Source organism: Agilicoccus flavus, assembly GCF_014857905.1.
GTDB classification, from domain to species: domain Bacteria; phylum Actinomycetota; class Actinomycetes; order Actinomycetales; family Dermatophilaceae; genus Agilicoccus; species Agilicoccus flavus.
In genome coordinates this window covers 389454-408626 of sequence record NZ_JACYXE010000001.1, presented here as the reverse complement: position 1 = coordinate 408626, position 19173 = coordinate 389454, and the positions used below count along the sequence as shown (strand labels likewise).

Genomic DNA, 19173 nt, shown 5'->3' with positions numbered 1-19173 from the left:
GGGCCGGTCGGACGTGACGTCTCAGCAGGTGGATGGGCCCGCCCAGGGAGCGGCCGCCAGAGGCCCACCTCAACCGATCGGTGGAGGTGGGTGGGGCCGGGCGGGCGATGCCGCCGCGTTCCCCGCGCGGGAGCGTGGATCCATGAGCCTGATCCACGTGAGCGGTCTGACCAAGGCCTACGGCGGGCACCCGGTCGTGCGCGGCGTCGACCTCGACGTCGCGGCCGGCGAGATCGTCGGCGTCCTCGGACCCAACGGCGCGGGCAAGACGACGACCGTCGAGTGCATCGGCGGCCTGCGCACCCGCGACGCCGGCACGATCACCGTCGACGGGCTCGACCCCGCCGGCGACCCCGCCGCCCTGCGCGCCATCCTCGGCATGCAGCTGCAGGAGTGCCGCCTGCCCAAGAAGATGACCGCCGGCGAGGCCCTCGACCTCTACCGCGCCTTCTACCCGGCGCCGCGCGCGACCGACGAGCTGCTCGACCGCTTCGGCCTCGGCGCCCAGCGGGACACCCGGTTCGAGGCGCTCTCGGGCGGGCAGCAGCAGCGCCTGTCCGTCGCGCTCGCGCTCGTCGGGCACCCCCGCATCGCCATCCTGGACGAGCTGACGACCGGGCTCGACCCGGCGGCGCGCCGCGAGATCTGGGACTTCCTCGCCGAGCTGCGCGCCGACGGCGTGACGATCCTGCTCGTCACGCACTTCATGGAGGAGGCGCAGTACCTCTGCGACCGTGTCGCGATCATCGACGACGGGCTCGTCACCGCCTTCGACACCCCCGACGCCCTCGCCTCCCGCAGCGGCGCGACGCAGCGCCTGAGCTGCACCCCCTCCCGGCCGCTGCGGCCCGAGGAGCTCGACTCCGTCCGCGCGCTGCCCGGCGTCGCCGACGTCCGTGTCGAGGGCGCTCGCCTCGTGGTCGAGGGCGGCGCGGACGTCGTGGGCGCCGTCGTCGTCCACCTCGCCTCGCTCGGCGTCACCGCCGGTGGCCTGCGGGTCGACACCCCGAGCCTCGACGACGCCTACCTCTCGCTCACCGGCCCCACCCGACGCCAGGACCTCCGATGACCGCCCCGGCGACCCGACGCGGGTCCGGCGCGCCGACCCCACCGCCCCGCCCCCGATCCGCGTTCGCCGCCCTCCTCGCGAGCGAGGCCCGCCTGCTGCGCCGCGAGCCCGGCGTCGTCGCCTGGGCCGTCGTCATCCCGGTCGTCGCGACGATCGTGCTCGCCCTCGTGCCCGCGACCCGCAGCCCCCAGGAGGGCCTGGGCGGCTGGAGCTTCAGTCAGGTCTACCTGCCCGTGCTCGTGCTGTTCACGACGAGCCTGCTCGCCGTGCAGGGGATGCCGACGGTGCTCGCGCAGTACCGCGCCGACGGCGTGCTCAAGCGGCTGCGGACGACCCCCGCGGCGCCCGCCCAACTGCTCGCCGCCGTCATGGTCGTGCTCGGGCTCGCCTCCCTCGCCGTCGCGGCCGTGCTCGTCGCGATCCCCGCCGTGCTCGGCAATCCGCCGCCGGGCAACGTGCTCGCGTTCGGTCTCGTCACGGTCCTCGCCCTCGCGGCGCTGCTCTCGATCGGGGCGCTCGTCAGCGCACTCGCTCCCGACGCGCGGGTCGCGACGGGCGTCGGCACCCTTCTGACGTTCGTGCTGTGGTTCTTCGCGGGCATGTGGATCCCGCGCACGGTCTTCCCGGAGGTGCTCGGCCGCGTCGCCGACCTCACGCCGAGCGGCGCCGCCTCCGCCGCGCTGCTCGAGGCGATGCACGGTGGGTGGCCGTCGTGGGCGCAGGTCGGGGTGCTCCTCGCCTGGACGGCGCTGCCCGCGATCGTCGCGGCCCGGACGTTCCGGTGGGGGTGAGGTCGTGAGCGCGCGGGGTGCGGGGTCCACCGAGACGGCGCGCCCGGGAGTCGGGAGCGCGACACTGGAGGGTATGTCGAGTCTCCCGGCGGCCGCGTCACGGGTGCCCGGCGCCCGTGCGGCCGCCCCGATGGAGTCGTCCGGCGCCACCGCCATGGATGCCTCGCCCGACCGCCCCCGATCGACCTGGCGCGCCGACCCGGGCCCGGGTGGGCCGTTGCCCCGGCTGCTGCCCGCGGCCATGCTCGTCGCCGCCACGTGCCTGTGCGCCGGCACCGCAGACCTGTTCACTCCTGAGCTGCCGTTGGGCGCCTACCTCGCAATCGCGGGCGCCGGTCTGCTCTACCGCTGGTGGTGGGAGGTGCGCGGGGTCCACAGCGGCGCCGGCGCGGTGCTCGGGTTCGTCGGGCACTCGCTCGCGTGCGTCGGGCTCGTCATGCTCAACCCGCTCTACGGGTTCTACGCGTTCGTCGGCTACTTCGACGCGGTGCGGATCTTCACGGGCCCGGCCCTGTGGCTCGCGATCGCCGCGGTCGCCTCGGCCACGGGCCTGTCGCAGTCGGGCGGGACGACCGGCGCGTGGGCCTCGCCGCCGATGTTCGTGCTCATCGTCGTGGTCAACGTCGCCCTCTCCGGCACGATGATCATGGTCGAGAAGCGGCGCGAGGAGGCGGTCACGCGGCGGGAGGAGGCCGTGCGCCGGCTCGAGGCCGCGCTCGCCGAGAACGCCGCGCTGCAGGCGCAACTCGTCGGTCAGGCCAGGGAGTCCGGTGTCCTCGAGGAGCGCGCCCGCCTCTCCCGCGAGATCCACGACACCGTCGCGCAGGGCCTCGTCGGCGTCATCACCCAGCTCGGCGCGATCGAGAGCGCCGGGGCCGCCGACCGGGTCCGCATCGAGCGGGCCGGTCGCGCCGCCCGCGACAGCCTCGCCGAGGCGCGCCGCGCCGTCGCAGCACTCGCCTCACCGCACCTCGACGACGCCGACCTGCCCACCGCGCTGAGCCGGCTCGTGCGCCGGTGGGGCGAGGCCGCCGGCATCGAGGGTCGCCTCGTGCTCGACGGGCCGCCCCGCGAGAGCGCCCACGACGCCGACCTGCTGCGCATCGCGCAGGAGGCCCTCGCCAACGTCGCCCGGCACAGCGGGGCCCGGCGCACGACGGTCACCCTGACGTACGTCGCCGACGAGGTCCGCCTCGACGTCCGCGACGACGGCCACGGGTTCGACCCGGACGCGCCGGCCGCGGGCCGGGGGTTGCCCGGCATGCGCGAGCGCCTGCGCGCCGCGGGGGGCGCCCTCGTCGTCGAGAGCCGGCCGGGCGAGGGGTGCGTCGTCAGCGCCGCGGTGCCGACGTGAGCGGCGGGCCGGGCGGCGTGCCGTTGCGGGTCGTCCTCGTCGACGACCACCCCGTCGTGCGCGACGGACTGCGCGGGATGTTCGACCTCGAGCCGGGCCTCGAGGTCGTCGGGGAGGCCGCGAGCGGGCCCGAGGCGCTCGCCGTCGTGGCCGCGCTCACCGCCGGCGGGGCCGCCCCCGACGCGGTGCTCATGGACCTGCGGATGCCCGGCGGCGACGGCATCGCCGCGATCCGCGCCCTCCGCGAGCTCGACCGCGCCCGGCCCCGGATCCTCGTGCTGACGACGTACGACACCGACCGCGACATCCGCTCCGCGATGGAGGCGGGCGCCGACGGCTACCTGCTCAAGGACACCCGCCGCGCCGAGCTCGTGCGCGCCGTCGTCGACCTGTGCGCCGGCCGGCCCGCCCTCGCCCCCGGCGCCCTCGACGTCCTGCTGGCCCGCACCCGGGAGGTCGAGCTGACCGAGCGGGAGGTCGAGGTGCTGCGCGTCATCGCCGCCGGCGGCACGAACCGCACGGCCGCGAGCCGCCTCCTCGTCAGCGAGGCCACCGTCAAGACGCACCTCGTGCACGCGTACGCCAAGCTCGGCGTGGGCGACCGCGCCGCCGCCGTGCGCGTCGCCTACGAACGCGGTGTGTTGTGAGCGTGGGGAGGGGCGGTTCCGGGCCGGCCGGTCCGGCCCGGTCGAGCGTCACGCAGTCACGACGACGCGGCGCGACCCCTCATTTCGCATCGTTGCCGGTCACGGGGCCGACCACGTGTCCGTGGTCGCCCGCGCATCGTCGAAACTGCGTCACGTCGCGCGAGAGCGGGTCCGGCGGATGCGCGCCCGGCAGGCCGATCCTCGGCGACGCGGGAGTCGGCATAGGGTAGGGGGAGCGGCTGTCGGAGTGGTCCCGCTCTCGTACGCGGCCGCCGTGGCGTTCGCGTGCGCGCGGGGGGTGCGACCCCTCCGAGCCCGTTCGTCCGTCATCGACAGAAGGGACCCTCCCCCGTGGTCATCAGCTGGGGCATCATCGGTTGGATCGTTCTCGGCGGCATCGCCGGGTGGATCGCGAGCAAGATCATGAAGACCGACGCCCAGATGGGTATCGGCGCGAACATCGTCGTCGGCATCGTCGGCGGCCTCCTCGGCGGCTTCCTCCTCGGGCTGCTCGGCGTCGACGTCGCGGGTGGCGGGCTGATTTTCAGCATGCTGACCGCCATCCTCGGCGCCGTCGTCCTGCTCTGGATCGTCGGCCTGGTCACGCGCCGCCGCTGAGCGGATCACGCACGCAGAAGGGGACCGGCCCACGGGGTCGGTCCCCTTCGTCGTCCCCGGTCGAAAAGGGCACGACCGCACGGAGCGCCCTGCCTCCCAACCGGACCCGTCACCGACGTCGGGTCCGTGAGCTCTGGCGGGGCCAGGCGCAGGTGCGTACCGTGCCGCCCTAGGGACACCCCTCCCGAACGACGCGCCACGACCGGCCGGGCCACGAGGGCACGCCGGCGGCCGCCTCGGTCCGACAGATCGGAGCACGACGATGAGCTCTCGCAACCCCCTCACCACCCGCGCCGGCAGCCTGAGCCTCGCCGCCGCCGTGGCGTCCACGACCCTCGTCGTCGGCGCCGTCGCGGTGTCCGGCGGGGCCACGGCCCGGCCGTCGGCCGCGCCCGCCCAGCCCGCCGCGGCCGCGCCCGCCGCCGCACAATCTGCCACCGAGGCGAGGCGCCACGCCCGGGCCAAGAACGTCATCGTCTTCGTCGGCGACGGCATGGGCACCTCCCACCGCGACCTCATCCGGTACGTGAACGTCGGGCCCGAGGGGAAGCTCGAGATGGACTCGATGCCGGTCGCGGGGCGTTCGCAGACGTTCCCGCACGACCCGAAGGAGTTCGTGTCCGACTCGGCCGCGGGCGGCACGGCCATCGCCACGGGCGTCAAGACGTACAACGGGGCCATCGGCGTCGACGAGGACGGCAACCGGGTGCCCAGCGTGCTCGAGCTCGCGGCGAAGCACGGCAAGGCCACCGGCCTCGTCACGACGTCGCAGGTCACCGACGCGACCCCCGCCGCGTTCGGCGCCCACGTCAAGGACCGCGACGAGCAGAGCGTCATCGCAAAGCAGTTCCTCGAGGACAGCAGGCCGCAGGTCATCCTCGGGGGTGGCGAGGACCGCTGGCTGCCGCCGGGCACCCCGGGCGCCTTCCCCGACGCTCCCGCGGAGGACCCGACGGAGAAGAGCAAGGGGACCGAGGGCAACCTCATCGAGCAGGCGAAGAAGCTCGGCTACGAGTACGTCACCGACACGGCCGGCCTCAAGGCCGCGACGTCCGGCCAGATCCTCGGCCTGTTCGCCAACGAGGAGATGTTCCAGCAGAACCCCGAGGGCAAGGGCGACGTCTACGCCCCCACGGTGTCGCTGCCTGACATGACCTCCAAGGCCATCTCGACGCTGAGCGAGGACGACGACGGGTTCTTCCTCATGGTCGAGGAGGAGGGCATCGACGAGATGGCCCACAAGTCCAACGCGGCGATGGTCGCCAAGGCGGGCAAGAACCTCGACGCGGCCGTGGGGGTCGCGAAGCGCTACGCGAAGGCGCACGCCGACACGCTCGTCGTCGTCGTCGCCGACCACGAGACCGGCAGCCTCGCCATCGAGGACGTCCCCGAGCTGCAGGACGACCCCAAGTACCCCAACGAGCGCGGCGAGGGCCGCACCGCCGAGGACGGCCCGTTCAGCGCCCCCGGCACCGACCGGAGGTTCATGGTCGACTGGACGACGTCGAACCACACGGCCGAGGACGTGCCCGTGACGGCGATGGGCCCCGGGGCCGAGTTGCTCTCCGGCGTCTACGAGAACACCCACGTCCACGACGCGATGGCGAAGGCCATGGGCCTGCGTCGGTGACCCACCGCGCCCCCCGGGCGGTCCGCGGCCGCGCTCACCGGCGCGTCGCGGGCCCCCGCCGGGGCGGCCGTCACCCGGTGCGTCATCCGGTCGCCCGCTGGACTGGGCTCATTCTCCGGTGCGAAGACGCCCGGAACCCTTCGAGGCCAGGAGGCCCGACATGTCAGCCTTTCCCGCCATCGCTCACGTCGCCGTGACCGTGACCGATCTCGACCGCAGCACCAGGTGGTACTCGGCGCTCTTCGGCGCCGATCCCGTCCTCGACGAGGACGAGACGACCGGCGGATCCCATCACACCGTGTACGCCGTCTCGGGCGGACTCTTCGGTCTGCACACCCACCCCCGAGCCGCGGACGACCGGTTCGACGAGCACCGCACCGGCCTCGACCACGTCGCGTTCGCGGTCGAGGATCGCGACGGGCTGCTCGGCTGGGTGGACCGGCTCGATGCGCTGGGCGTCGAGCACAGCGGCATCGTCGACGCCCACTACGGGTCCGGACTCTCCTTCCGGGACCCCGACGGGATCGCCCTGGAGTTCTTCGCGCCCCCGAGCTGACCGACCCCCGGACGCCGCCGAGACGCGTGGCGGCGTCCGGCGGCCCGTCATCCCCGGCCGGTCGTCACCACGAGGCGGAGGGCACGGTCGAGCAGGTCGTCCATGCTGCCTCGGGCCGCCTGCCCCACGGCCCGCTGGATGACGGCCTCCGCGCGCGCGGAGTCGCCGAGACGCAGCGCCGCGTCGGCGTCGGCCAGGAGGATGTCGACGTCGACCCAGGCGTACGCGTCGGTCACCCGCCGGGTGGCGGTACTCGCCTCCGAGAACCAGCGCAGACCGGTCGCGTCCCGGTGCTGCGCGACGTAGGTGAGACCGATCGCCTTGGCCGACACGCCCTCCCAGCAGGGGTCCTGAAGATGCCGCGCCAGCGCGAACGCCCTTTCCGCGTCCTCGCGGACCACGTCGGGGTGGACTCCGAGGGCGAGCCGGGCGTGGGCCCCCCACGCCTGCGGCCAGGGGCGGAAGGCGGTCCACCGCTCCTGATCGGCGAGGTCGCAGGAGCGCTGCGCCCAGTCCACGGCGTCCCTGAATCGGCCCAGGAGGAACATCGTGCGTGCGCCGATCCCGAGGTTCCACACCTGCCTCCTCGGAGCCGATGCCGCGCGGCCGAGTTCCACGGCGTCGACGAAGCGGTCCGCGGCCGCGTCGAGGCGGCCCCAGTCGCTGAGGTTCATCGCCTCGAAACCCGGCCAGGGCGGCGCGCAGCGTCAGATCGGTCCCGGCCAGCGCCTCCGCCCTCTCCAAGGAGGCCTGCGCGCTCACCCGTCGGCCCGCGAGCACGTCGACGTAGGCCAGCTCCGAGAGGGCCTTCGCGGCCAACGCCTCGGCGCCCGCCGAGGTCGCGACCTCCACCGCGGCCCCGAGCACCGTCGCGCCCTCGTCGTCGTACCCCCGGATCGCATGCACCAGAGCGGTGCCGAGCTCGATGAGGCACCGCCCCAGCAGTTCGGGATCACGGGCCCCCGGTGCTTCGTCCGCCGCGCGCCGCAGCGTGTTGATGCCGACGTCCACCGCGCCCGCGGACAGGGCCGCGAGTCCCGCGTCGACGTGGGACCTCGCCGCGGCGTGCGCCGATACCCCCGGGGAGGAGGGCCGCGCTCCGGGCCGCGCCGCCGCCCGCAGCGCCGGGGTCGCGGTGACGCCCAGTTCGGCCAGGAACGTCGCCTCGATCAGCTGCACCTGGCGCATCGCCGCGGCGGAGTTGCCCGAGGCGGTCAGCGCCTTGCTGAGCATGACGTGCGGCCCCTCCTCCAGCGGCGCCCGGCGCACCATCGCACCGGCCACGACGATCGCGCGACCGACGTCGCGTCCGCCGAGGGCGCGCAGCGTCTCCTGCCGCAGGACCGCCAGCACCTCGGCGTCGACGCGGATGCGCTCGACGAGGAGCCAGGAGTCGAAGGCAGGGGAGGCGTCGACCGTGATCCCCTCGAGGAACTCGCCCTCGGGGATCTCCTGCCACGGCAACAGGCCTCGCCCGACGAGGTCGACGTCGACGCCCGTGTCCGCCCCGATCCGGATCGAGACGGGGTTGCCGCCGAGATCGAGGGCGGGCCCGATCCGTCGCCGCAGCTCGGCCAACGACCAGCGCAGGGACGCGAGGGGGTCCGCGGTCTCGCCGAACAGCTCGCCGACGAGGACCTGACGGAGACCGGTTCGGCGGATCGCGCGAGGCGGCCGAGCAGGGCCCAGGACTTGCGCCCGCGCGGGCCGGGCAGGGGCTCACCGTCGTGGCCGAGTCCCGGTCGGCCGATCAGCCGAATCCGCAGCACCGCCTCAATCTAGACCCGGGGCCCGCGGTCGGCTCGCGGCGCGGCGGGAGCCTCGTCGGGCTGCCGCCGCTCGCGCCGCGACGCGCCCAGGAGCAGGGTGCGGGCGGCAACGCGATGCTTCGGCGCGATGCGGCGCCACACGGCGGCTCCGGCGCGGTTGCGCGGGGTCATGGTGAGGCCCAGGCTCACGGCGTCGCGGCCCGCGGCGACGACGAGGCGCCCGCTCATGAGGGGGCCGCCGCGGGTCAGGGCCACGCGCGTGTCGGTCGCGTCCGCGACGCGCCAGCCCGCGATCGACGTCGGCCCGCGGTGCGGGACGAGCGCGAGCGTGCCGAGGAAGACGATCTCGCGGGGCACGGGGCCGATGAGCTCCTCGAACATCGTGCGCGCCCACCACGTCGCGGTCCGCGTCGTGCCGGCCGCCAGCGTGACCGTGTCGCGGTACGCGCCGAGCGTCCCGGTGTCCCAGGCGAACGTCTCGGTGATCTCGGCGATCTCGGTGCTCTCGGGGGTGGTCGTGGGGGTTGTCTCGGCGGTCATGACGGTCCTTCCATCGGGGGTGTCGTGCGGGGGGTCGGGCGGGCGGCCCAGAGTCCGGCGGCGAGGGCGCAGCCCAGCGCGCAGCGCGCGGCCTCCAGGAGCAGGCGGGCGGGGTCCGCCGGCGCGTCGCCGGCGAGGTCGTTGGGTACGGCGAGCAGGACGAACCGGTACAGGCCCCAGGCCGCGAGGGCGCCGGAACCGAGCCACGCGGCCGCCGCGGGCACGACCCCCGCGAGGTTCGCCGGCCGGGCGGCCCACAGCGCGAGCAGGCCGAGGCCGCCGGCGACCGCGACGGCGCCGTCGCCGAGCGCGCCCCCGACCCCGCGCGGATCGCCGACGAACCCGAGTGCCGCGACGGCGACGCCGAAGGCGACGGCGAGGCCGCCCACCGCCCGGATCGCCGCGGCGGCCGGCGCCGGCCGCACCCAGGCGCGCAGGGGCCGCGCCCAGCCGCCGGGCCGCAGCCACCGCTGATGCGCGTAGAGCGCGAACCCGCCGATGAGGCACAGTCCGAGGACCCCGAACCCCGCGTACACGACCGCGTAGACCCAGTCGGCGATCGGCGGGGTTCCGGACGGCCCGCCGGGCGCGGCCGGCGACGACGGCCGCGCCGCGACGACCAGGGTGGCGAGGAGCTGCAGCGGGACGCTCACGAGGATCCCCCCGAGCAACCCGGTCCCGACCCACATCGGCAGCAGCACGACCGGCCCGGGCAGCCGCCGGCCCCACGGCGCGACGAAGGCCACCGCGAGCACGAGAGCGACGACCTCCATGGCGAACGTCAGCGCGTTGGCGACCGCCATGGTCGTGCTGCGGCCGAACGCCGGATCGAGGAGCCCGATCCGGCCCCCGAGCAGCCAGTGCACCTTGAGGGCGAGATACGGCAGGCACGCGGCCACGGCGCCCACGCACAGGGCGCGGCGCAGTCCCGTCACGGCGAGAGGCGGTCGGATCCCCAGCGAGGTCGTCATGCCCCCGAGCCTGCTGGGCGGGGCCGGCGCGGCGCGTCACCCGCGGCGGTCGACCGCCTCCCCCGCTCGGGTGCTGCGCGCTCCCCCGCGAAGGGGAGTGCCGCGCGCCCCCACCGCTGCGAGACTGGGGGCGTGCGTCGCCTCATCGGATGGGGAGAGACCGCCCACGTCTTCCTCGGGGCGGCGCTCGCGCTGCCGCCGACGCTGTTGGCCTGGGCGTTCACCCTGACCGCGACCCAGATGGTGCCGTCGGTGGTCAACGTGTTCCTCGTCGTCGCGCTCGGCCTCGTCGCGATCGTCGGCATCGTCGCGGTCGCCTGCGCTCCGCCGGTCCGATCGGTCGAGATCGCCGCCGCCCGCAGCCTGCTCGGTCTCGATCTGCCGGATCCCGTCGCGCCCGGCGACCTCACGCCGCGCCTGCTCGGCGCCGCGTGGTGCGCGCTCGTCGCGCTCATCGGCGGAGCGGTCCTTTTCGCGCTGCTCCTCTTCGTCCCCCTGGGGTTCGGGCTGCTCGCCTTCCCGCTCACCGGTGAGCGTCCCCTCCTGCTCCCGTTGCGCGCCCGGCCGTTCGACGTGGGAACCGGGTGGGCCGCGGCCTGGCTCGTCGTGCCGGGAGCGCTGTCGCTGGCCGCCGCATGGGGGTGCCTCGTCGGGGGTGGCCGAGCCGTGCGCCGGCTGGCGCCGCGCTTCCTCGGGCCGACCGACGCGGATCGCGCCGCCGTCGCCCTGCGCCGCGAGCGAGAGGTCGCGCACGCGAACGCCCTGGCGCGCGATCTGCACGACAGCGTCGGGCACGCCCTCACGGCTATGACGATCCAGGCCACCGCCGCCCGCGTCGCCCTCGCCCGCGACCCCGAGGCCGCACTGCGCGCGATCACCGCGATCGAGGACACCGGGCGGGCCGCCGTCGGCGAGCTCGACGCGATGCTCGGGGTGTTGCGGCGCGGCGCCGACGGTCTGCCCGTCCTCACCGACCCCACGGGCGAGGATCGTCCGGGTGGCGAGGACGCCCCGGTGGCGTCGGCCGACGAGGTGGAGCCGCGCCTGCCCGACCTCCTCGCCGCCGCCCGCCGCGACGTCGGGCTCCAGGCCCGCGTCGACCTCGACCTCGACGGTCTCGATCCGAGGATCCGTGCGGAACTCGCCCGGATCACGAGCGAGGCGTTGGCGAACGTCGCGCGGCACGGCTGCGCCCCGGCCCGGCTGCATCTCGCCCACCGCGAGGACGGGGGCGTGCATCTCGACGTCGCCAACGCGCTCCCCGTCGCGTCGACCCGGGCGGCGCCGATGCGGTCCGGGGGCCGCGGCCTCGTCGGGATCCGCGAACGCGCCCTCCTCCTCGGCGGTACGGCGCACGCCGGGACTCACGGCGGCGAGTGGCTGGTGACCGTCGACGTCCCGGGCGGGGCGCCGTGATCCGCGTCGCGCTCGTCGACGACGACCCCCTCGTGCGGGCCGGCCTGACGGTCATCCTCGGTGCGGAGCCCGACCTCGACGTCGTCGGCGAGGCCGGGGACGGCGCCGACGTCCAGGCCCTCGTCGCGCGGTGTCGACCCGACGTCGTCCTCATGGACGTGCGGATGCCCGGCGTCGACGGCATCGAGGCGACCAGGGCGCTCGCGGCTCGGCCGGCCGCACCGGCGGTCGTCGTCATCACGACGTTCGAGCACGACTCCCACGTCGCCGACGCGCTGCGGGCCGGTGCCCGCGGTTTCGTCCTCAAGCGCGCCCCGGTCGACCAGCTCGTCACGGCCGTGCGCGTCGCCGCGACGACCGACGCCGTCCTCTTCCCCGCCTCGATCCGCGATCTCGTGGCCCGCGCGGACGCGCCGGTGCCCGCGTGGGTCGGCCGCCTCACGGGTCGGGAGCACGACGTCCTCGACCTCGTCGCCCGCGGCCGGACCAACGCCGAGATCGGCGCCACGCTCTTCGTCGGCGCCGAGACCGTCAAGACCCACGTCGGCTCGCTGCTCGCCAAGAGCGGCGCCCGCGACCGCACCGCCCTCGCCATCGCCGCCCACGAGTGCGGCCTCCTCCGCCCCGATCACCGCGAGGCGCCCTCGTGAGCCTGGCGTCCGTCGAATGTCGCGGGCCGTCCGACTGCGGTCAGCGCCGCCCGGTGTGCAGGTCGGACGGCCGCCGGCGCGTGGCGGGGCGCGGGCCGTTCGGTTCGGCGGCGGCGCGCCGGACGACCTCGGCGAACTCGTCGGGGTGGGAGCGGTGGGCGAGGTGCGATCCGCCGATGGCGTGCACGGTCACGCCCGGGCGCCGCGAGAGCGCGGTCGCCTCCTCCGGGCTGAGCAGGTTGAGGCCGTCCTCGGCCTGCACGACGTGCAGGGGGACCTCGATGAGGTCGTAGAGGTCGGCCGTCGGGAAGTACGCCGCGTCGACGTCGATCGTGTAGGCGGCCCGGACCGCCTCGCGGTCAGGGGTGTGCAGCCAGGTGCCGTCGGGGCGGGGGACGAACGAGTACCGGGTCTCGTCGGCGATCCCCTCGCCGACGTCGCGCAGCAGCCAGTCCGTGCGACTGCGCGCCGCCTGCTCGGTCGCGGCTCCCTCGATGTCCTGGCGTGACCCGACGACCTCGCCCAGCCCGAACCGCCGGCACACGTCGTCGAGGAAGTCGTCGGACTGGGCCAGCTGCAGCTCGGCGTGCACCTGCGCCCGGGGCGAGTCGTGCAGCCCGCACTCGAGGGCGACGACCGAACGGATGAGGTGCGGGCTGTCGGCCGCGGCGGCGAGCGCCATCATCGCGCCGGTGTTGGTGCCCACGACGACGGGGCAGCGCAGCCCGCGGTCCGCGATGACCCGGAGGACGTCGCGCCAGTTGGACCCCGCGTCGAGCAGCGGCGCCTGCGCGCTGAGGGCGTGGCCGCGCAGGTCGAGCGCCACGCAGTGCAGGTCCGTCAGCCGGGACATGACGGGGTCCCAGGTCAGGGCGGACAGCCCCGCCGTGTAGACGAAGAGCACGTCGCCGCCGTCGCCCCCGTTGTCGAGGCCGCCGAGGTGGCCGCCGGCCACGGGCACGCTCCAGGTCGAGTAGTCCACGAGATTCCCATCGGGTCGGAGTCGGCCTCCATGATGCCGCCGTCCGTCGGGTCCGGCAGCACTTGCGCACGGCGGTTTCCGACGACACGCCGGGCTACGCGGCCCCGGGTGACGCGGGCGCTCACCCGAGATCGACGCCGAGACGGGTGTAGGTGCGCCGGGCCTGCGCGTCCCGGCTGTGGAGCGGGAGTCCATGGTGGAGCACGGTCGTCGCGATGAGCCCGTCGTACGTCGCGCCTCCCGAGACACCCGCGCCCGCCAGTTGCGTCGGCAGGCGGATCATCGCCTCGGCGGGCAGGCCGACGACCTGGACCTGCAACCGGGCCAACGCCTCCGCGGCAGCCGCAGGAGCCTGTCGATGCGGCGCGGGAAGGCGGGTGAGCACGCTGTACGTCTCGAGGAGGACGTGCGCCGGGAGATGGGTGACCCGGGCGAGGGTGGCGCGGCTGGCGTCGTGGGCCTCATGCCACGGAAGGAGCGCCGCCACGAGCATGCTCGTGTCGCATGCCAGCCCGGTCACCGGCGGGTGGCCTCGATCGTGGCGCGCACGGTGTCGTCGTCGAGCGCGGCTCCAGGCGCGTCGACGGGCCGAATGATCGGGAGCCCGCCGCGCGTCTCCACCGACGCCGCCATCGGCGGGACCTCGATCTCGAGGCGTCCATCGGTCAGCGCGATATCGACGAGCTGCCCTGGGCCGAGGCCCATGTCCTCGCGCATGGACTTCGGGACCACGATCCGGCCCGCGGCATCGATGGTTGTCTGCATGGTAGAAAAATACCATCATCGCGGGGCGCGCGGCCGTGCCGGCGCCCCGCAAAGCGTCTTCGGCCCCCGATCCAGAAGCGACTGTCGTCCCGTCGGAGCTCGGTCCGGGTTGCAGGCCCGTGCACGGGCGCCCGCCGCGAGCGCGGACCCCGCGGCGGAACGGGAGGCCTCTCTCAGGCGGTGGCGGCGGGGACGCGGGCGTGGTGGCGGCCGATGGGCAGGACCATGGGTTTCCCGGAGACGGGGTCGGGGGTGACCTGACTGCGCATGCCGAAGACCTCCTCGACGAGCTCGGCGGTGAGGACGTCCTGCGGGGCGCCGTCGGCGAGCATCCGGCCGCGGCACATCGCGACGAGGCGGTCGGCGTAGCGGGCGGCGAGGTTGAGGTCGTGCAGCACCATGACGATCGTCGTGGCGCGGGTGCGGTTGAGGTCGGTGAGCAGGTCGAGCACCTCGACCTGGTGGGCGATGTCGAGGAACGTCGTCGGCTCGTCGAGCAGGAGGATGTCGGTGCGCTGGGCCAGCGCCATCGCGATCCACACCCGCTGCCGCTGACCGCCGGACAGCTCGTCGACCGAGCGGTCGGCGAGGGAGGCCGTGTCCGTGAGGTCGAGCGCCTCGGCGACCGCCGCGTCGTCCTCGCGCGACCACCGGGTGAGCATCCGCTGGTGCGGGCTGCGGCCGCGGGCGACAAGGTCGCCGACGACGATGCCCTCCGGCGCGATCGGCGACTGCGGCAGCAGGCCGAGGACGCGCGCGACCTCCTTCGTCGGGCGCTCGTGGAGCTCCTTGCCGTCGAGGACGATCCGCCCCTCCGAGGGCGTGAGCAGGCGCGCGAGCGAGCGCAGCAGCGTCGACTTGCCGCACGCGTTGGCCCCGACGATGACGGTGATCTCGCCGGCCGGCACGGCCAGGTCGAGGCCCTCGACGACGGTCCGGTCGCCGTAGCCGAGCGTCACGCCGTGCGCCGAGAGCGAGTGGGCGCGGCTCGAATCGTCAAGGGTCACAGCGAGCCTCCGGAGCGGTTGGTGCGCACGAGCAGGTAGACGAGGTACGGCGCGCCGCAGGCGCCGGTGATGACGCCGACCGGGTACCGGGCGTCGAAGGCCCACTGCCCGACGAGGTCGGCGCCGAGCACGAGCAACGCCCCGACGAGCCCGGCGGGGACGATGAGCGACCCGCCCGCGGGCACGATCCGCGCGGCGATCGGCCCGGCGAGGAAGGCGACGAAGGCGACCGGCCCGGCGGCCGCGGTCGCGAAGGCGATGAGCCCGACGGCGGCGAGGATGCTGATGACGCGCGTGCGCTCGACCCGCACCCCGAGCGCCGCGGCCGCGTCGTCGCCGAACTGCAGCAGCCGCAGGTTGCCGGCCTGGGAGACGAGGACCGGCCCGAGGACGAGCACGGCGATCGCGAGCGGCGCCAGGGTCGACCACTCGGCGTCGTTGACGCTGCCGATCATCCAGCGCATCGCGGCGGGCAGGTCCCACGCCGCGGCGCCCGCGAGCAGGTAGGAGACGACCGAGTGCAGCATCGCGGCGATGCCGATGCCGATGAGGATGAGCCGCGTCCCGGCCACGCCGTCCTGGTACGACAGCACGTAGATCGCCAGCGCCGTCGCGAGCGCGGCGACGACGGCGAACAGGGAGACGAGTCCCTGGTCGAGGTGGAGCACGACGATCGCGAAGACAGCGGCCGCGCTCGCGCCGGCACTGACGCCGATGATGTCGGGCGAGGCGAGGGCGTTGTGCAGCATCGTCTGGAAGGTGACGCCGGCCATGCCGAGCGCGCCGCCGACGAGGAGCGCGAGCACCGCCCGCGGCAGGCGCAGCTCGCCGACGGTGAAGCTCGCGCCGGGCACGGTCTCGCCGAGGACGACGCGCAACACCTCGCCCGGGCCGTAGAAGGTGTGGCCCACCATGAGGCTGATCGCGAAGGCGGCGACGACGCCCACGGCGATCCCGAGGGCGGCCAGGAGCCGGGCGCGGGAGCGGCGGACGCGGCCCGTCGTGACGACGTCGAGGGTGCTCACAGGGCCCTCGCCTTCTGCCGGCGGACGATCGCGATGAACACGGGGGCTCCGATGAGGGCGGTGAGGATGCCGACGTCGATCTCGTCGGGCCGGGCGACGACGCGGCCGAGCACGTCGGCGAGGGTGAGCAGCCCGGCGCCGACGACGGCGCAGGAGGGGAGCAGCCAGCGGTGATCGAGGCCCGCGAGGAGCCGGCAGGCGTGCGGGACGACGAGCCCGACGAAGGCGATGGGCCCGGCGAGGGCGGTCGCGGCCCCGCACAGCGTCACCGACCCGAGGGCCGCGACGACACGGGTGCGCACGACGCGTTCGCCGAGCCCGGCGGCGAGGTCGTCGCCGAGCGCGAGAGCGTTGAGGCCGGTCGTCGAGGCGGCGCTGAGCAGGGCCCCGACGACGAGGAAGGGCAGGACCTGCAGGGTGCGCTCGGCGGTCGCGCCGCCGACGCCGCCGATCTGCCAGAAGCGGAAGGAGTCCATGACGTCGATCCGCGGCAGGAGCACCGCGCTGATGAGCGAGGTGAACGCGGCCGACACCGCGGCCCCCGCGAGGGTGAGCTTGAGCGGGGTCGCGCCGCCGCGGCCGATCGAGCCGACGACGTAGACGAAGACCGCCGCGACCGCGGCGCCGCCGATGGCGACCCACGTGAAGCCCATGGGCGAACCGAGGCCGAAGAACGCCATCCCGACGACGACGGCGAGCGAGGCGCCGGGCGTGATGCCGAGGAGGCCGGGGTCGGCGAGCGGGTTGCGGGTCAGACCCTGCATGACGGCACCGACGACCCCGAGCGCGGCGCCGACGAGCATCGCGAGGAACGTGCGCGGGATCCGCTTGGCGACGGCCGCCTCGGCGAGCGTCTCGTCGTTCCCCGACAGCGCCGACACGACGTCGCTCCAGGCGATCTCGCGGGCGCCGAAGGTGATCGAGGCGACCCCGATGAGCCCGAGCACGACGAGGGAGACGGCGAGCCAGGCAGACCGGCGGGCCGCCGAGGTACGCCGGTGGGCGGAGGTCCCCGACGGCGACGTGTCGCTCGGCGGCGCGAGGGTGGCGCTCACTTCACCTTGGCGACAGCGGTGTCGATCGTCGCCAGGTACCTGTCGAGGCCCCACGCGATGTTGAGCGGCGAGGGGTTGCCGACGGCGGCGAGCGGGGTGTCGTCCGCCAGGAAGTCGATCGCGCCGTTCTTCACGGGTGTCATCTTCGACCACAGCGGGTCGGCCTGCACGGCCTTGAGTCCGGCGGCCGGGTCCTTGCTGTAGGTGACGATGACGTCGACGTCGGAGAACTGGTCGCTGTTCTCGGCGCTCACCGTGCCGTAGAACTCGCCCTTCTCGCCGGCGGTCTCGGCGAGCTTCGGCGTCGTCATGCCGACGTCCTCGAGCAGCTCGGCGCGCGGGTCGATCGTCGTGTAGAAGCCGACCTTGCTCAGGTCCGCGGTGTCGATGAAGGAGAAGAGCGCGCTCTTGCCCTTGAGGGTCGGGTGCTTGGCGCCGATGTCCGTGATCTGCTTCTCGACGTCGTCGGCGAGCTTCTCGCCCTCCGCGGCCATGCCGATGCCCGCGGCGTCCATCTCGATCATGTCCTCGAGCGAGGTGGCCCAGGCGGTCTTGGGGTAGGCGACGACCGGCGCGATCTTGCTCAGCGTGTCGTACTGCTCCTTCGTCAGCCCCGAGTACGCCGCGAGGATGACGTCGGGCTTCGTGTTGGCCACGGCCTCGAAATCGATGCTGTCGGTGTCGTCGAAGAGCACCGGCGTCTGCGCCCCGAGCTCGGTGAGCTTCTCCTCGACCCACGGCAGCACGCCGTCCTTGTCGTCGTCCCCCCACGTCGCCTTGCTCATCCCGACCGGGACGACGCCCAGGGCCAGCGGCACCTCGTGGTTGCCCCACCCGAGGCTCGCGACGCGCTCGGGCTTCTTCTCGATCGTCGTCTCGCCGAAGGCGTGCTTGATCGTGACGGGGAACGACTGGCCGCCCCCGGTGGACGCCGAGGCGGCGGTCGTCGACTGCGCGGCGGGGGTGGTGGAGTTCGACCCGCAGGCGGTCAGGCCGAGCAGGGTCGTCAGGGTGGCGGCGACGACGAGGGAGCGAGGCGACACGAGGTGATCCTTCGAGAGGGACGATATGGTGTGGCTACCCTAAGTTGCTGACGTCCCGGATGGGAAGTTCAGGTCGTCGGTCTCGGGGCCACCGCGGGGGCTCGGGCACGGCTAGGTTGTGGCGCAGCCGATCTCGAAGGGGAGTGCCATGGCCGGTCCTGTGGTGACGTCGTTCGCCTCGCTCGCGTTGTTGGCCGGGGGGATCGTGACCCCGGCGGGGTCCGCCGCCGCGGCGCCCGCGGGCCCGACCGCGGCGAGCCCCGCGGCCCCGACGGCCTGGTCGGCCGGCCCCGCGACGGGCGGCGTGGACGCCGCCCCGCGCCGGTGCCGTTCGGCCCTGCGCCCCGGCACGACCTCGGTGCCGGTCCGCTACGCCGGCACGACCTACCGGGTGCGCGTCCACGTGCCGCCGCAGAAGAGGGCTCAGCGGCGAGCACCGCTCATGCTCAACCTGCACCCGAGCTCGGGCAACGCCCGTCGGCAGGCGGAGCTGACCCGGATGGATGCGGTGGCCGATCGGCACGGCTTCGTCGTCGCCTACCCGCAGGGGGTCCTCCCGCTGCCCCCGCAGGGCGCGCCCGACCCCGAGGGGAACTGGGCGTGGAACGTGCCGAACGTCCCGACCACCGCGGGGCAGCTGCCGCCGCCGGGGTCGCGCGACGACGTCGCGTTCCTGCGCAAGGTCGTGGCGGACCTCGTGTCCCGCGGCTGCCTCGACGCGCGGCGCGTCTACTCCACCGGATTCTCGGGCGGGGCCCGGATGTCCTCCGCGCTCGCCTGTCACGCCTCGGACGTCGTCGCGGCCGTCGCCCCCGTGGCCGGCGTGCGCGCCGGGCGCCCGGAGCCGGAGGCCACCTCGCGCCCGGAGGAGGCCGACTGCCGCCCGGCGCGGCCGGTCCCGGTCGTGACGTTCCACGGGTACGTCGACCAGGTGAACCCGTTCGCCGGCAACGGCGACCGGCGCTGGGGCTACTCGGTGGCCCTCGCGACGGAACGCTGGGCGCAGCTCGACGGGTGCCGGCCCGTGCCCGTCGCGACGGCGCTGACCCCCCACGTGACCCGCTTCCGCTACGGCGGCTGCGACCGGGGGGCGCTCGTCGAGCGCTACGACATCTCCGACGGCGGTCACACGTGGCCCGGCGCGCCCCCGTCGCTCGGCGGCCCCGGGACGAGCCAGGAGATCGACGCCTCGAGCACGATCTGGAACGTCGTGTCGCGGCACCGCCTGCGCTGACGGGACACCCTCGCGGCACGGACTCGCGCGACCCACCGGTGTCGCCCGCCG

General features: G+C 74.8%; 20 protein-coding genes and 1 pseudogene. 10 read left to right on the top strand and 11 right to left on the bottom strand.

Going from position 1 to position 19173, the window contains the following annotated elements:
• The first annotated feature begins 142 nt into the window (after positions 1-142).
• The 7 genes from ICW24_RS01800 (at position 143) to ICW24_RS01770 (ending at position 6665) form a co-directional block, all read left to right on the top strand.
• The gene (locus ICW24_RS01800; protein WP_226343999.1) at positions 143-1069 is read left to right on the top strand and encodes an ABC transporter ATP-binding protein; all 927 of its coding nucleotides are present in this window, start codon (positions 143-145) and stop codon (positions 1067-1069) included.
• Positions 1066-1860 carry an ABC transporter permease gene (locus ICW24_RS01795; RefSeq protein WP_226343998.1) on the top strand — a complete coding sequence of 265 codons (795 nt, stop codon included), beginning with the start codon at positions 1066-1068 and terminating at the stop codon, positions 1858-1860. The genes ICW24_RS01800 and ICW24_RS01795 overlap by 4 nt, the downstream gene beginning before the upstream one ends.
• Positions 1861-1933: 73 nt before the next feature.
• Positions 1934-3214, top strand: a complete 1281-nt coding sequence (locus ICW24_RS01790) for a sensor histidine kinase (RefSeq protein WP_226343997.1) — start codon at positions 1934-1936, stop codon at positions 3212-3214.
• The gene (locus tag ICW24_RS01785) at positions 3211-3861 is read left to right on the top strand and encodes a response regulator (protein WP_226343996.1); all 651 of its coding nucleotides are present in this window, start codon (positions 3211-3213) and stop codon (positions 3859-3861) included. The genes ICW24_RS01790 and ICW24_RS01785 overlap by 4 nt, the downstream gene beginning before the upstream one ends.
• Before the next feature lie 351 nt (positions 3862-4212).
• Positions 4213-4479, top strand: a complete 267-nt coding sequence (locus ICW24_RS01780; protein WP_226343995.1) for a GlsB/YeaQ/YmgE family stress response membrane protein — start codon at positions 4213-4215, stop codon at positions 4477-4479.
• A 262-nt stretch (positions 4480-4741) separates the two neighbouring features.
• The gene (locus tag ICW24_RS01775) at positions 4742-6109 is read left to right on the top strand and encodes an alkaline phosphatase (RefSeq protein WP_226343994.1); all 1368 of its coding nucleotides are present in this window, start codon (positions 4742-4744) and stop codon (positions 6107-6109) included.
• A 160-nt stretch (positions 6110-6269) separates the two neighbouring features.
• Positions 6270-6665, top strand: a complete 396-nt coding sequence (locus tag ICW24_RS01770) for a VOC family protein (RefSeq protein WP_226343993.1) — start codon at positions 6270-6272, stop codon at positions 6663-6665.
• Positions 6666-6712: 47 nt separating this feature from the next.
• Here the strand turns inward: ICW24_RS01770 and ICW24_RS01765 are convergent, their stop codons facing one another.
• The 4 genes and pseudogenes from ICW24_RS01765 to ICW24_RS01750 form a co-directional block, all read right to left on the bottom strand.
• Positions 6713-7339, bottom strand: coding sequence for a hypothetical protein (locus ICW24_RS01765; RefSeq protein WP_226343992.1), 627 nt, complete (start codon positions 7337-7339; stop codon positions 6713-6715).
• A 448-nt stretch (positions 7340-7787) separates the two neighbouring features.
• Positions 7788-8129 (bottom strand): annotated as a pseudogene (locus tag ICW24_RS19845) (BTAD domain-containing putative transcriptional regulator); the annotation flags it as partial.
• A 314-nt stretch (positions 8130-8443) separates the two neighbouring features.
• On the bottom strand, positions 8444-8974 hold the full coding sequence (locus ICW24_RS01755; RefSeq protein WP_226343991.1) for a hypothetical protein: 531 nt from the start codon (positions 8972-8974) through the stop codon (positions 8444-8446).
• Complete coding sequence (locus ICW24_RS01750; protein WP_226343990.1) at positions 8971-9945, bottom strand: hypothetical protein; 975 nt, start codon at positions 9943-9945, stop codon at positions 8971-8973. Before ICW24_RS01750 ends, ICW24_RS01755 begins: the two co-directional genes overlap by 4 nt.
• A 132-nt stretch (positions 9946-10077) precedes the next feature.
• Here ICW24_RS01750 and ICW24_RS01745 point away from each other — a divergent pair, with 132 nt between their 5' ends.
• A complete protein-coding gene (locus tag ICW24_RS01745) occupies positions 10078-11361 on the top strand; it encodes a sensor histidine kinase (RefSeq protein ID WP_226343989.1) in 1284 nt (427 codons plus the stop codon).
• Positions 11358-12011 (top strand): response regulator, encoded by a 654-nt coding sequence (locus ICW24_RS01740; RefSeq protein WP_226343988.1) that lies wholly within the window; start codon positions 11358-11360, stop codon positions 12009-12011. Before ICW24_RS01745 ends, ICW24_RS01740 begins: the two co-directional genes overlap by 4 nt.
• 40 nt (positions 12012-12051) lie before the next feature.
• Here ICW24_RS01740 and ICW24_RS01735 read toward each other — a convergent pair whose 3' ends face one another.
• From ICW24_RS01735 to ICW24_RS01705, 7 genes are all read right to left on the bottom strand, one after another.
• Positions 12052-12993, bottom strand: coding sequence for an alpha/beta fold hydrolase (locus ICW24_RS01735; RefSeq protein ID WP_226343987.1), 942 nt, complete (start codon positions 12991-12993; stop codon positions 12052-12054).
• Positions 12994-13114: 121 nt separating this feature from the next.
• A complete protein-coding gene (locus ICW24_RS01730; protein ID WP_226343986.1) occupies positions 13115-13513 on the bottom strand; it encodes a PIN domain-containing protein in 399 nt (132 codons plus the stop codon).
• The gene (locus ICW24_RS01725; RefSeq protein ID WP_226343985.1) at positions 13510-13758 is read right to left on the bottom strand and encodes an AbrB/MazE/SpoVT family DNA-binding domain-containing protein; all 249 of its coding nucleotides are present in this window, start codon (positions 13756-13758) and stop codon (positions 13510-13512) included. The genes ICW24_RS01730 and ICW24_RS01725 overlap by 4 nt, the downstream gene beginning before the upstream one ends.
• Positions 13759-13931: 173 nt before the next feature.
• Complete coding sequence (locus ICW24_RS01720; RefSeq protein WP_226343984.1) at positions 13932-14765, bottom strand: ABC transporter ATP-binding protein; 834 nt, start codon at positions 14763-14765, stop codon at positions 13932-13934.
• Positions 14762-15790 (bottom strand): FecCD family ABC transporter permease, encoded by a 1029-nt coding sequence (locus ICW24_RS01715; RefSeq protein ID WP_226343983.1) that lies wholly within the window; start codon positions 15788-15790, stop codon positions 14762-14764. The genes ICW24_RS01720 and ICW24_RS01715 overlap by 4 nt, the downstream gene beginning before the upstream one ends.
• Positions 15787-16845: a FecCD family ABC transporter permease gene (locus ICW24_RS01710; RefSeq protein ID WP_226343982.1), complete on the bottom strand. Its 1059-nt coding sequence runs from the start codon at positions 16843-16845 to the stop codon at positions 15787-15789. Before ICW24_RS01710 ends, ICW24_RS01715 begins: the two co-directional genes overlap by 4 nt.
• A complete protein-coding gene (locus ICW24_RS01705; RefSeq protein WP_226343981.1) occupies positions 16842-17888 on the bottom strand; it encodes an iron-siderophore ABC transporter substrate-binding protein in 1047 nt (348 codons plus the stop codon). The genes ICW24_RS01710 and ICW24_RS01705 overlap by 4 nt, the downstream gene beginning before the upstream one ends.
• A gap of 148 nt (positions 17889-18036) precedes the next feature.
• Here ICW24_RS01705 and ICW24_RS01700 point away from each other — a divergent pair, with 148 nt between their 5' ends.
• Positions 18037-19122 (top strand): extracellular catalytic domain type 1 short-chain-length polyhydroxyalkanoate depolymerase, encoded by a 1086-nt coding sequence (locus ICW24_RS01700; protein WP_226343980.1) that lies wholly within the window; start codon positions 18037-18039, stop codon positions 19120-19122.
• Positions 19123-19173: the final 51 nt, after the last annotated feature.